Source organism: Pokkaliibacter sp. MBI-7 (assembly GCF_029846635.1).
Classification (GTDB): Bacteria; Pseudomonadota; Gammaproteobacteria; order Pseudomonadales; family Balneatricaceae; genus Pokkaliibacter.
This window is the reverse complement of the sequence record NZ_JARVTG010000001.1, coordinates 3,496,165-3,509,673: the sequence shown is the minus strand read 5'-3', so window position 1 is coordinate 3,509,673 and position 13,509 is coordinate 3,496,165. Positions and strand designations below refer to the sequence as shown.

At 60.5% G+C, this 13,509-nt stretch carries 9 protein-coding genes; 5 read left to right on the top strand and 4 right to left on the bottom strand.

The genetic code is table 11. From position 1 onward, the window contains the following. The first annotated feature begins 83 nt into the window (after positions 1-83). The 3 genes from QCD60_RS15550 (at position 84) to QCD60_RS15540 (ending at position 5,834) form a co-directional block, all read left to right on the top strand. Positions 84-3,191: a transporter substrate-binding domain-containing protein gene (locus QCD60_RS15550; protein WP_279786822.1), complete on the top strand. Its 3,108-nt coding sequence runs from the start codon at positions 84-86 to the stop codon at positions 3,189-3,191. Positions 3,192-3,389: 198 nt separating this feature from the next. Further along, the gene (locus tag QCD60_RS15545; protein ID WP_279786820.1) at positions 3,390-4,415 is read left to right on the top strand and encodes a nucleoside hydrolase; all 1,026 of its coding nucleotides are present in this window, start codon (positions 3,390-3,392) and stop codon (positions 4,413-4,415) included. A 12-nt stretch (positions 4,416-4,427) separates the two neighbouring features. Continuing rightward, on the top strand, positions 4,428-5,834 hold the full coding sequence (locus QCD60_RS15540; protein ID WP_279786818.1) for a hypothetical protein: 1,407 nt from the start codon (positions 4,428-4,430) through the stop codon (positions 5,832-5,834). A 288-nt stretch (positions 5,835-6,122) separates the two neighbouring features. Here the strand turns inward: QCD60_RS15540 and QCD60_RS15535 are convergent, their stop codons facing one another. Both QCD60_RS15535 and QCD60_RS15530 read right to left on the bottom strand, forming a co-directional pair. Continuing rightward, the gene (locus QCD60_RS15535; RefSeq protein ID WP_279786816.1) at positions 6,123-6,944 is read right to left on the bottom strand and encodes a nitrate- and nitrite sensing domain-containing protein; all 822 of its coding nucleotides are present in this window, start codon (positions 6,942-6,944) and stop codon (positions 6,123-6,125) included. A 48-nt stretch (positions 6,945-6,992) separates the two neighbouring features. Further along, entirely contained in the window at positions 6,993-8,099 is a 1,107-nt protein-coding gene (locus QCD60_RS15530; RefSeq protein ID WP_279786813.1) for a methyl-accepting chemotaxis protein, read from the bottom strand. 379 nt (positions 8,100-8,478) lie between these two features. On the opposite strand from QCD60_RS15530, the gene QCD60_RS15525 reads away from it, so the two are divergent. Both QCD60_RS15525 and QCD60_RS15520 read left to right on the top strand, forming a co-directional pair. Continuing rightward, positions 8,479-9,462 (top strand): substrate-binding domain-containing protein, encoded by a 984-nt coding sequence (locus tag QCD60_RS15525; RefSeq protein WP_279786811.1) that lies wholly within the window; start codon positions 8,479-8,481, stop codon positions 9,460-9,462. A gap of 39 nt (positions 9,463-9,501) precedes the next feature. Continuing rightward, positions 9,502-11,847 carry an ATP-binding protein gene (locus QCD60_RS15520; protein WP_279786809.1) on the top strand — a complete coding sequence of 782 codons (2,346 nt, stop codon included), beginning with the start codon at positions 9,502-9,504 and terminating at the stop codon, positions 11,845-11,847. A 253-nt stretch (positions 11,848-12,100) separates the two neighbouring features. On the opposite strand, the gene rimI is transcribed toward QCD60_RS15520, so the two are convergent. Further along, complete coding sequence (rimI, locus tag QCD60_RS15515) at positions 12,101-12,550, bottom strand: ribosomal protein S18-alanine N-acetyltransferase (RefSeq protein ID WP_279786807.1); 450 nt, start codon at positions 12,548-12,550, stop codon at positions 12,101-12,103. Between the two features lie 16 nt (positions 12,551-12,566). Further along, complete coding sequence (locus QCD60_RS15510; RefSeq protein WP_279786805.1) at positions 12,567-13,460, bottom strand: hypothetical protein; 894 nt, start codon at positions 13,458-13,460, stop codon at positions 12,567-12,569. Positions 13,461-13,509 lie beyond the last annotated feature (49 nt).

Below are 13,509 nucleotides of genomic sequence, written 5' to 3'. Positions count from 1 at the left end.
TGACCACATAGCCTTTTGCATGGATAGCACCCCGCCGCGGATTCTGCTACGTTTTGAAACCTCTGGATCCAAGGTGTCCGTCCATGGCATCACCTGTCATACGTCGTCTGCTGCCTTTTCTCTGCCTGCTGGGTTGCCTGCTGCTGGCCGCTCAGAGTTTTGCTGCGCCCCTGACCAAGGTGCGTTTTCAGATGTCGTGGAAACACCAGTTTGAGTTTGCTGGTTACTATGCGGCCAGAGAACAGGGCTATTACGCCGATGAAGGGCTGGATGTCGACATCCGTGAACTGGAGTCCGGCGAGACCCCACTGCAGGAAGTGCTGAGCGGTCGTGCCCAGTTTGGCCATATCAACTCGGAGATCGTACTTAACCGTCTGCAGGGTGAACCGGTGGTGCTGGTCGCCAACTTCTTCAAGGTCTCCCCACTGGTGCTGGTCACCAGCCCCGATATCCTCAGCCCCAATGACCTGCGCGGCAAACGGGTGATGGCCTCAGCCAATGAGCTGCAGTCCGCCCCCTTCCTCGCCATGTTCAGCTATTTCAATGTCTCGCCACGGGATTTTCAGGTGGTGCCGCACAGCTGGAGCATCGACGATTTCAAGCAGGGCAAGGTGGATGCGGTGTCGGTGTTCTCCTCCAACGAGATGTACTTCCTGCGCCGTGACAAGGTGCCGCACAACGTGCTCAACCCGGCCAGTTACGGCGCTAATGCCTACGATTCCAACATTTTCACCAGCGAACAGGTGATGGCGGCCGACCCCACCCTCAGCGCCCGCTTCGTGCGTGCCTCCATCAAGGGCTGGCAGTACGCCTTTGCCCATAAGGAGGAAATGGTTGATCTGATTCTGAATCACTATTCCAAACGCAAATCCCGCGATGCCCTGCTGTTTGAGGCCAACGAGCTGGAACGACTGACCCTGCATGATGTCTTCCCCCTCGGTTCAGTAGATCCGCGCCGTATCGACAACCTCGCCGACCTTTACATCAGCAGCGGTCAGGCACCGGCCAACGCCAAGGACCGCCTGCTGGGTTTTGTGCAGACGCCTTTCAGCAATATCAGCCTGTCCGCCGAAGAGCAGCGCTATCTGCAGCAACATCCGGTGTTGCGCGTGGGCTACAGCACCCGTGCACCGTTCAGTATGTTCGGCAGCGGAGAAGCCCAGGGCTTTGATATTGACTACGTACAGCTGCTGGCCAAGGAGCTGGGCAGTCACCTGCAGTTCAGCGAGTTTGCCCCGGAAGACCTCAATCAGGCGCTGCAACAGCAGCGTATCGATATCGCCCTCAACAGTGGCCGGCTGCCGGAAGATGGCTCGCTGCAGCAACTGCCTGCCTACGCGTCCTTTACGCTGGGGCTGGTCACCCGCGCCAATATGGATCCCGTCAGCTCACTGGAGGCGCTGCAAAACAAACGTCTGGCCCTGCTCGACAGCGTTTACGATGCCGAACGTCTGGGTCGTTACTTCCCCGCCATCCACTTTGTCAGTTGCACTGATGTCAGCCACTGCCTGCAGCTGGTGTCTCGCGGTCAGGCCGATGCCGCACTGGGCGCCATGCCGATTCTGCAGTACGCCACCCAGCTGCATCTCTATCCCAATCTCAGCGCCGCCATCAGCCTGCACAGCCCGCTGCTGGAAGTGGAAAACGAGCAGCTGAGCCTTAAAAGTGATGCCGGTGTGCTGGCCAGCCTGCTGCAGAAGGCCGCCGACAACCTGATTCCGCAACAGCTGAACCAGCTGCAGAAGCGCTGGATCAGCAATCTCGGCAGCATCGACAAGGCCCTGTTTACCGACGCCGACCGTCAGTACATCCAGCAGCATAACCGGGTCAGCTACTGCTCACGCAGTGACTGGGCCCCCTACGACAGCCAGAACAATGGCAGTCATCAGGGCGTCAGTGCCGACTTACTGGCACTGTTCAGCAGCCGCCTGCATCTGGATTTTCAGTTCTACCCCACTGCCAGCTGGAGCGCGGCGCTGGCAGCCCTGCAGGATGGCAAGTGTGATCTGCTGCTGTCAGCCATCGATGATCCGGCCATGCAGGCCAGCGGCCTCAGGCTCACCGCCCCTTATCTGTCCATTCCGGTAGTGATTGCCACCCGCACCGAACAGCACTTTGTCGACAACCTCAGCAGTGTCGGCAATCAGCCTCTGGCCGTGCTGCGCAACAGCCCGACCATGCAGGCGCTGAGTCGCAGCCAGCCACAGTTGCGACTGTTCCCGGTCAGCTCCATGCAGGAAGGTCTGCGACTGGTGGAGAACAAGGAAGTGTTCGGTATGCTCGGTGGCACACTGGCCATTGCCCGCGCCATCCAGCAGGGCAATTTCGTCAATCTGAAAATTGCCGGGAGCAGCGATCAGCGTCTTGATCTGCACTTTGCCGTACGCAGTGGTGAAGACGCCCTGCTGGGTCTGCTGCAACGGGCCATTACCAGCCTCGACAGTGACAGCGGCCAGCAGGCCCGCAACCGTATTATTTCCAGCTGGAATCAGGTCCGTTTTGATCAGCGTATCGACTACCGGCGGGTCTGGCAGGTACTGGCGATCTTCACCCTGATTGCCCTGCTGCTGGCCTGGCGTCAGCACAGTCTGCACCGCAGTAATCGCCTGTTGCAGCAGGCGCACGATGAGCTGCGTCAGGCTAATGCCTCCATCGCGGTACAGAACCAGCGGCTGGAGCAGCTGTCCAGCACTGACGCCCTGACCGGTCTGTTCAACCGTATGAAGACTGACCAGCTGGCCAGCAGCGAAGCGCAGCTGGCAGAACTGAGCCAGCAGCCGCTGTCGGTGATTCTGCTGGATGTGGATCACTTCAAGATGGTCAATGACCGCTTTGGCCACCCCATGGGCGACAAGGTACTGAAGGAAATCGCCTCGGTCCTGCGCCGGCACAGCCGCGACGATGATCTGGTCGGGCGCTGGGGCGGAGAAGAATTTATCGTGCTGTGCCCGCACACCAGCGCAGAACACGCCATCGCACTGGCCGAGCGCCTGTGTCAGCTGATCGCCGCCCACAGCTATCCTCACCGGCAGCCGCAGACGGCCAGTTTCGGCATTGCCACCCGTCAGCCCGGCGAAGCCGTGACCACCACGCTGGCGCGGGCCGATCAGGCGTTGTATCAGGCCAAATCCCACGGTCGCAACCGGGTGGAATTTGCCACCCCGCCCTTTGCCCCCCAACCAGCGGTTTGACCTCTCCGCCTTACCGGTCGGGATTCCAGCCTGTCTGCGATCTGCTACGCGTCGGCCAGACGGCGTTGGCAAACAAGGCAGGCTCTGGTGAAGAGACCGCCTCGATATGGCGCTTCGGACTGACTGAACTATGCTCTTACTGGTCATATAAGAACGCATTCCGAAATGCACTCTCAGCCACTCGCAAGGAAGGACGCCATGCCCACCCGCATTCCCGTACTGATCGATACCGACGTCGATTTTGATGATTACATGGCCATGCTCTATTTACTGATGCATCCCGGCGTCAGCGTGCAGGGCATTACCGTGACCGGCAGCGGCGATGTGCACCTGAGCCACGGTGTACGCAACGTCAACGATATGCTGCTACTGCTGGATGACCCGGCCGTTCACGCGATCCCGGTGGCCGCCGGTGCCCGCGCGCCGATGATCTACAGCAATACCTTCCCCTACGATGCCCGCAAGGCCGCCGATGAGCACTACGAAGCCGAGTTCCCCGGCAGTAATCCCAAACCGGTAATCAGGGATGCGGTGAGCTTTCTCAAGGACTATCTGCGCACCTGCCGTCAGCCCGTTACCGTGCTCTGCATTGGCGGTGGCAGCAACTGGGGCAGGCTGTTTCAGCAGGCGGGCACCGACCCGGAGCTACGTCGCTGCTGCCAGCAGAAAATCAGCCGTATCGTGATGATGGGCGGCAACCTGCTCCCCCGCTATGTCGGCGAGGAGCGCGGGGCCGAGGGCAATATCCAGCCCACGCTGGGCGACCAGCCCTACTACACCAACAAAGTGGCGGAGTGGAATATCTTTATTGATCCGCTTGGCGCCCAGTACATCTTCGACAGTGGCATCCCCATCACGCTGGTTGCACTCAATGCCACTCAGCAGGTGCCCATTACCCAGGCACTGGTGGAACAACTGGCTGCCATCGACAACGCTCCCGCCCGCTTTCTGACACAGGTACTGAACAGCAGCACCATTGCCCCGGGTATCGGTAAGTATCTGGACTTCTGGGATCCACTGGCAGCAGAAGTGCTGGTCGATCCGGGCCTGGTGCAGAGCGAGCGCTTTACGCTGCGGGTCGAACAGCAGCTGGATGAAGAAGACGATCACTCCGGTGAGCTGATTCCTGATACCGATGGCGCCGTGATCGAGGTGGCCATGAGTGCCGACCGTGAACGGGTCTACGCCGAGTTTCTCAGGGTCATCAGCCAGTACACGGCATAACGGGAGATCACTATGCGGCCCACTCTCACTCCATCACGCTGGCTGTTGCTGACACTCAGCCTGAGCAGCCTACTCTGTCAGGCGGATAACAGCGCCGAACAACTGGCCTACCGCAATGCCGTCACACCACCACCGGCAGGCTGGAACGGGCCGGTGTTCCAGCTCAGCGACGCCTACCCGACCACGCCGCCGGCAACCTGTGACAGCCAGCACTGCCCCTGGCTGGGCTACCCGGCCAGCCTGTTCCAGACCCGTTTCGGCAAGGAAGGCGTGCCGCAATGGGATGCCACCTGGAACAGCTACATTCAGAGCATTCTCAGCTACGTCCGCGAAGGGCAGAGTGATGACCTCAACAATGCCCAGGGCTTCAACACTCAGGTGGATGGCAAGACCCGCTGGTACAGCGTGCCCTGGATGGCCTATGACCCGACCTCTGGCCGCGAGTTTATCCACGGTCTGACCAATGAACGCACCGCCGTACTCAGTGACTTCCACGGCAGCCGCCGCAATCTGCATGGCCTTGGCACCAGCCCGCATACGCTGGTCGGGGCCACTGACCCCCAGGCCCAGTTTGAGACCTGGGCGGTGGCCTACTACAACGATGTCGGTGCCTACTCGCTGGGGCAGGCCTGGGACCAGCAGGGCAACCCGCGCTTTGGCGACTATCAGGGGGTAGCTGCGCAGAGTGGTATGCCTTTCGCCACCGGCACGGTGGTGGTGAAGCTGCTGTTTTCCTCCGCCTCCCCCAAGGATGTGCCCTATCTGCACGGCAGCCCGCAGTGGCAGGCAGACCGCCATGTGGAGAAAGACAACCAGTTCTACTGTGAGCGCCAGCCACAGCTGGTGCATCTGGTGCAGATGGATGTCGCCGTGGTCAATCCGCAGTCTCCCACCCGCTGGGTGTTTGGCACCTTTGCCTATAACGGGGATCTGGGCGGCAAGAATGTCTGGGAAAATCTGAGCCCGGTCGGCCTGCAGTGGGGGATGGACCCCTGGACCTTCCCGGCCGTGCCCAAATCCGCCAGCATCCGCGCCCGGCAGAGTGTGCTGAACCGCGACAATCTCAATGTGCGGGCCGAGCATTTCGGCTGTGAAGGCAGGTTGGCGGGCCCGGTGGATAACAAGCTCAGCTCCTGTCTGTCCTGTCATGGCGGCGCCTATGCCAACAAGGCCGGCAACTCGTTCTTTGCCGGCGCCTTCAGCCCGCCCATCTTTGGCTTCGACGGGCTGTGCGAGCAGTACAGTCAGGACAACAGCAACTACTTCCAGACCCTGACCTTCCCCATGCAACCGGCAGGCGGCGAATACGGCCAGCTGCTCAATCTGGATACCTCATTGCAGTTGCAGATCGCTCTGCAGCAGTGGTCTTACTTCCAGCGTGACAAGGTTCCTCAGGCCTGCGTTGATCCCTCTTCCTAACAGGCCGTTGAAAAACGTGATCGAGGCCACCGAGACAAGGAAATACCCCGAGGGCACAAAAAACAGGCGAAAAAGCGGAGTTTAGTGAACTAAATGAGCATTTGACTCGCTCCGCTCGCCCCTCTGGGGCCGTGCTAAAGCACGTTCAGCCTTTGGCTGTGAGCCTGTTTTTGACGCGGTATTCGGCAACGCAGATCGTTTTTCAACAGCCTGCTAAACCTCAGCCCACGGTGCCTGCCATACGCAGGCACCGTGTTCAGAACATGCTTTCAGATCGTGAACAGGCTCTCAGCTCAGGCGGCTGCGCAGTCCATCCATCTCCTGATCGAACAGCGCATACAGGCGCTCCAGCACCTGCGTCGCCTGCTGAAAGTAATCCTTGGGACTGATACTGACCCGCTCGACCAGCAGCTGCTCATCAATCAACCGCAGAAAGGCCTGCACCTGAGCACGGTCATCCCCACTGGCGTTGACATGCTGGAGGCTCGACTCCAGTGCCAGCTGGATACGACCACGGAGGTAACTCAGCCGGATACGGGCAACGCTGCTGCAGCGACCCGCGGCGGCCACACCGGTGCCCAGTGCCCGGGCCTGCCCGATATTTTCAGCGGCCTGCAGCAGATCACGCCAGATGCGCCGCATCTGTTCACTATCAACCTGTGCCAGAGTGGTCAGACCAAACCACTCACCGGTGTCTTCCATCAGGTACAGCAGGTTGGTGATCAGCCGGTTGTGCTGCAGCAGGTTCTGCTCGGCTTCGAGCTGCCGGTAGCTGCCCTGCAACCGCTGCCAGTGATCGGCCATGCCCTGCCAGCGCTCATTGCCGGTCAGCCAGCTATCAATGGCGAGCAGCTCCTGAATATCGCGACGGATCGCCCCCTGCAGCTTTTCCAGCTCCCCCGCCAGCGACAGATCGCCATTGAGCAGCCCGGTACTGAAACCACGATGCTGCTGGAAGTGAGCCAGCAGCGTGCGCATCGCCTGAATCAGACGGACACCCGTCAGCAATTCCTGTTGCTGCTGACGTCGTTGTTGCCGCCAGAACCAGACCGCCAGGGCACTCAGCAGCCCCAGACCGATGCCGATCATTGCCCAGGTTGTCCAGCTCATGGTGGCGCGTTCCTCCCCGCAAGGTGTGTGAAATGGTGGATGTAAAGGTCACTGCTGTGATAGCGGCTGGCGCCCGCTGGCACCGGTCAGCTGATAGAGATGATGGGTAATCCGTGAGGTCTGTTCAGCCATGTCGCTATTGGCCGTGGACACGCTGGCCACCTCTTCGATATGGCGGGAAATGTCGCGGGTCGCGGCGCTTTGCTGCTCAAAGGCCACCACCACCGTATGAATCTGATCGGCAATGCTGTCGCTTTGCTCACGGATACGCAGCAGAGCCGATTCGGCCTCACTGGCCGACAGGACACAGCTGTCGCCACTGGCCAGGACCTGCTGCATTTGCTCGCGCACCCGCAGCATCTGCGTCTGTACCTGATCAATGCTGCTGGTGATGTGATTGGCACATTCGTGGCTGCGTTGTGCCAGTTGCCGAACCTCATCGGCGACGACCGCGAAACCCCGGCCCATTTCCCCGGCCCGGGCGGCTTCGATGGCGGCATTGAGCGCCAGCAGATTGGTCTGGGCGGCTATATCACGAATGGCCGCCGACAGCTCAGCCACGGTCGCCGTCTGCTGTTCCAGACTGCCCACTTCACCGGCGGCCTGACGGGCCAGGGTGGTGACCTGCTCCACTGCCTGCCGCGAAGCACCCAGCGCATTCATACCGGCCGCGGTCAGGCTGCGGGAAGCTTCGGACGCATCACGGGTATGGCTGATACGCTGATTGATGTCCTCGATGCTGTGGCTGATTTGCGTTACCGCCGCCGCACTGGAAGACGTGGCCTGCGACTGACGCTGAGTGTTATCGGCCAGCTGACTGGCGGCGCGGGACAGCTCCTGGGTGGAATAGCTGATCTCCGCCACACGTTCATGAGCCTCCTGCTGTCGCCGCTGCATCTCGCGCATGGCACTGCCCAGTGGCTGGGCCAGCGGTTGCAGTACGCCCTGCAGCAGCGGGGTCAGCCCGTCCTGCCGGGGTGCGGCGTCACTGGCCATCCGCCCGGCCCAGTGCTGCAACTGATCAAGATCACAGCTCAGGCTGTAGAGTCCGGCCAGCAGCAGTATCATGGCCAGCCCGATCAGGATCAGCCCGGGCCATACCTGCATCATCAGTATCAGGCCGATACCGGCCACCAGCAGCAGGATCGATACCATCAGCCCGATCCTGCCTCCCCTGCTCAGGCAGCTTTTTGACAACGGCACTCCTCCCTCACAGCGTGTTTACAGTCAGCTAAGCGTCAGCAAAGTCCATACCACGCCCCCTCTCAGCCGCCAGCACAGGAAAACCGCCTGAAAACGCCCCGCAGCTGCACCAACACTGGCGGGTTATCACGACTCATCAGGCTCATTTCTGCACACCAGCAGGCCGCGCGACGCACCACGACAGCGCACCCGACAGCACTCACCACAGGCCCGTGTTCTGCTCCCATAACCACAATTACACCCTGCATGACGTCAGCCCCGCCGCGCAGGTGGACGAATATCGCCCCCCTTCCTAAGCTTGCTAGACGCTACCCTTGAGAGGAGAACAGCCATGCTGGCTGCGCTTGTCAGACTGGCCGGGGGAATGCTGATCGCAGCGACCCTGCAGATCAGCCAGGCCGCGCCGACTCATACGCTGGTGGTTATCCCCAAACTGGTAGGCATCGGCTATTACGATGCGGTGAAACAGGGTATCGACCAGGCTGCTGCCGAACTGCCAGACCTGAAGGTGATCTGGGCCGGCCCCACGTTGGACCGGGTGGAGAAACAGATCGAACTGGTCGAGCACTACATTCCCAGTCACCCTGATGTGATCGCCGTGGCTGCTAACGATCCGGTCGCCATTGTACCTGTGCTGCAACAGGCGCAGGCGGCAGGCATTCATGTGATGAGCTGGGACGGAGATACGGATCTGCGCGAGTTTTTCGTCAATCTGGTCGACTATCAGGCCTTCGGCACCGCCATGGTCGATGCACTGGTAGAGCAGATGGGCCACAGCGGCGAAGTGGCCATTATCACCACCACCTTCTACGCCCCCAACCAGTCCAACTGGATTGCGGCTATCAAAAGCCACCTTTATGCCCACGACCCCGGGCTGAAAATTGTCGATATCCGCCCGGCAGGAGAAAGTTCGGAGGAGTCTTATCGCGTCACCCGCGACCTGCTCAATACCAACCCCCAGCTGAGGGGGCTGATCGCCCTTGGCTCACCGAATCTGCCCGGCGCTGCGCGGGCACTGGAAGAAGCGGGGCTGGCAGGCAAGGTCGCGCTGGTGGGCAACTCCACACCCAATCAGATGCGCCCTTATCTAAAACGCGGCGTAGTGCATAAGGTGTTGTTATGGAACGCGCCTGATCACGGCTACCTCACCGTATACAGTGCCTACAATCTGCTGCAGGGCAAGCTGCATGCCGGTCAGCCCTTTGCTGCCGGCCACCTTGGCCTGATGACCCCGCGCGCCGATGACACCAGCCTGCAGGTCAATCTGCCGGTATTGATATTTACCAGAGACAATGTCGATCAGTATGACTTCTGATGTATTGAAGCAGCGGCCGTCTGCAGGCGGATGCTGACCATGAAAATCATGACCCGTCTGAGTCTGCTGTCCCTGCTGATGGTGCTGCTGATGACCACCGCCGTGGTGATCGCGGGCAGCACCATGATCGACCGGCTGGTGCTGCACTTTCAGCAGCAGCTGCAGACGCTGGAGCTGCAGAATGCCAGTCAGGCCATTCTGCAGGACCTTAACCGCTCTGGTCTGCGTGCCGCCGTGCGACAGGCACAGCAGCAGCAGGCCAGGCTGCAGGGTCTGGAACACTTCAGCACAGCACAGCTGTTTATCGTCGACGGCGTCGGTCAGCGCGTGGTTTACCACCCTGCGCTGGACAGCGGTGCCGCACTGGAATCAGCACCGGTCAATACCATGTTCACTCAGCGCAGTGGGGTCTGGGTACATACATCGTCACTGCAGGATGATCAGGACCATGAAGAACAGTTCACGGCCTTTCAGCGCATCCCCACCCTCAACTGGCTGATTGGCATTTCCATCGACATGGCCGAACTGCGGCAGGTGAAATACACCTTTCTGCAGCTGGTCGGGCTGATCACGTTCGCCGTGCTGATCTCCAGCTTTATCGTCTTTCAGGTGTTTGGCCGCCAGTATTTAGGGCGAATTGGTCAGACGCTGGAAGGCATGCAGCAGATCGAGGCCGGCACCCTGTTTCAGCTGCCCGCCGCCAGCGCACAGGATGAGCTGGGCCTGCTGCAGCAGGGCATCAATCAGATGAGTGAGCGCATCCAGCAGCGCACCCGGGCACTGCAGGCCACCGCAGCGGCACTGCGTGAGCGTGAGGAGCGGCTGCGCTGGATCATCGACAGCAACATCATCGGGATATTCTTCTGGGAGCTTGACGGCAGCATCAGCGATGCCAACGATAACTTCCTCACCACCCTCGGCTACAGTCGTGCGGAATTACAGAACCATCAACTGAACTGGATGCAGCTGACACCGCCGGAATGCGACGGTGTCGACCAGCAGGCTCTGGAGGAATTCAGACAGCATGGCTACTGCCAGCCCTACCGCAAGCTGTTCTATCACTCCAGCGGAGAGACCGTTCCGGTGTTGATCGGCGGTGCCTTTCTGCATAACACCCAGCATCGTGGCTGGGCTTTTGTGGTCAACCTGTCTGAACAGCAACGGGCCGATGAAGAATCCCGCGCCCGCCGGCAGGCGGAAGCCGCCAGTGAAGCCAAGAGCCGCTTTCTTGCCAACATGAATCACGAGCTGCGCACACCACTGAATGCCATCCTCGGCTATGCGCAGATTCTGAAAAGCAGCACCTCCGCCGAGCAGCTCAGTCAGGGGCTGGATAACATCCTGTTCAGCGGTGAATATCTGCTGACGCTGATCAGCGATGCGCTGGATCTGTCCAAGGCCGAAGCGGGCAAACTCAACCTGATGCCCCGCACCATTAACCTGCCGCAGCTACTGAGCAAGGTGACGGAGCTGATCCGCGTCCGCATTGAACACAAGGATATTGATCTGCAGTGCGTCGTTGGTGACATTCCCAACCACGTCGCCGTCGATGATATTCGTCTGCAGCAGGTGCTGCTCAACCTGCTTGGCAATGCCATCAAGTTCACTGACCGTGGTTACGTCTGTCTGCGCGTCAGCCGCAGCCGCCCCGACCATGTGCGTTTTGAAGTCGCCGACTCCGGCATCGGTATTGCCGCAGAACATCTGCCGTTGCTGTTCAACGACTTCGAGCAGGTAGGCAACCAGCAGCAGCGCGGCGGCACTGGCCTCGGTCTGGCTATCAGCCGCCAGCTGGTGCAATTGATGGGGGGAGATATCGAGGTACAGAGCCAGGCTGGCCAGGGCAGTCTGTTCAGCTTTGAGTTACTGCTGCCGGACGTGCGCGCCACCGAAGTGCCTGCTCTCAGTCAGCAGACCGTGGTCGGCTATCTGGGTCTGCGGCGGCATATTCTGGTGGTGGACGATGTAGTGACCAATCGCGCCATCCTCACCCATATGCTGCACGCCATCGGCTTTACCACCAGTCAGGCCGCCGATGGGCTGGAAGCCATTCACCGGGCGGAACAGCACCGCCCGGATGCCATCCTGATGGACATCAGCATGCCGGTGCTGAATGGTCTGGAAGCCACCCAGCGGCTGCGTCAGCACCCTACCCTGTCAACGGTACCGGTGCTGATTGTCTCGGCTCATTCAGAGGAAGAGGCCAGCTGTCTGGCGGCAGGCGCCGTACGCCTGCTGGCCAAGCCGATCCGCCAGCGCACCCTGTGTCAGGCCCTCGGCGAAGTGCTGCAACTGCAGTGGATTTATCAGGACAAAGTCACCGCCGTCGCCAGCGGGGTGCCAGAGCAGAACCAGCCTGCGCCACCACCAGAACACACTGCCTAGCAGGCTGTTGAAAAACGTCATCGAGGCAGCCGAGACAAGGAAATACCCCGAGGGCACAAGAAACAGGAGAAAAAGCGGAGTTTAGTGAACTAAATGAGCATTTGACTCGCTCCGCTCGCCCCTCTGGGGCCGTGCTAAAGCACGTTCAGCCTTTGGCTGTGAGCCTGTTTTTGACGCGGTATTCGGCAACGCAGATAGATTTTCAACGACCTGCCAGGCTTAGCGATCAGAGCTTCAGGAATCTGCTAGCGCGTTAAAGCATCAGGCTCATCAGCAGGGCATCTTCCACCCCTTCACCTTCCTCTGCCGGGTAATAGCCCTTGCGACGGCCATCGAGCACAAAACCCAGTGACTCGTAGAGCGGAATGGCCGCCTGATTGCCTGCCCGCACCTCCAGCAACAGCCGCACCACCCCTTGCTGGCGCAGCTGCTCTATCCCCTGCTGCAGTAACTGACGGGCCAGTCCACGGCGCTGCCACTGCGGGTAAATAGCCATAGTCTGCAGTTCAGCTTCATCCAGCACCTGAGAAAACAGTGCATGCCCCGCCAGCTGCTGGTCGACTTCAATACCCAGCAGGCAATGCCCGCTACTGAGACTGTCGGCAAAGGCTGCGACAGACCAGGGATGGCGAAACGTCTGCGCCGCACCGGCAGCCACCTGTGGCAGAGCGAGGGCATCCAGTGCACGGATAACAATAGACATGGTGTTTGCTCTGACGTCAGTGAGTAGCGGTAAGCACATTCTGGGTGGCGAGATGCTGACGCAGCGCCTGCACGTGCTGCCAGGTTTCGGCCTTAAGCGAAGGAATATTGAGCAGAGCATGCAAGCCATGGCTGACAGCCACAGCGTCCCAGCCCTGTGCCGTATGCAGCTGACGCCAGTCACAGTGTTCAGGGTCCAGCTGCAGACAGTGACGGATCGCCTGCTCGCCCAGCACCAGCAGTGCCGGTTGCTGCTCCGGTCGGAGTTTATCCAGCCAGCGCTGCAGGGTGAGCTGGGCCACCGCTGCAGACTGATCTACCCCACGGGTACGGATCATCGGCCAGCGGAAGTAACTGATCTTGCCAAGGGTTTCGCGACGGCCCGACACCGCCGTCAGCAGATTCACCAGCAGCGTCAAGTGCTGCTCGCCCAGTGCGCGCATCTTCAGCGGCAACTCGGTCAGCACCACCCCGGCAGAGAACACCATGCAGGCCAGATGAAACTCCGGCACTTCAGCAGTATCGGTACTGGCCAGCGCGCGCTCCCGTACCGGGCTGGCGGGTGCAGGCTGTACAGCCTTAGCAACAGGTGCCGGTGCGGCAGTGGCAGGCACCAGTTCGGCACGCGCTGATTCTCTGCTCATTACCGGAGCCGGCGCACTCTCTTCCATCGGAGCCACGCCGGGCACGGCTGCCGGTGGCGGGGCCACCCCCTCTGCCATCGACGCGGCGGAACCGTCCCAGTCCCACGCGAAGTAGCATGAGGGCGCAGCGCCGGGCAGCACCGTACGCGGCACCCAGCTCTCAATGCCCATAGCCTCCAGATACGCCTGGCGCTGGCTTTCATCGATTGTGGGTTGCGGACGCATGGGGGCGGTCGTTGCCGTTTCCACTGTTGGCTTCTCTTCCATCTCTTGGGGCTGCTGTTCTGATGAACACAGGCAAAACGTGCTCACCAGA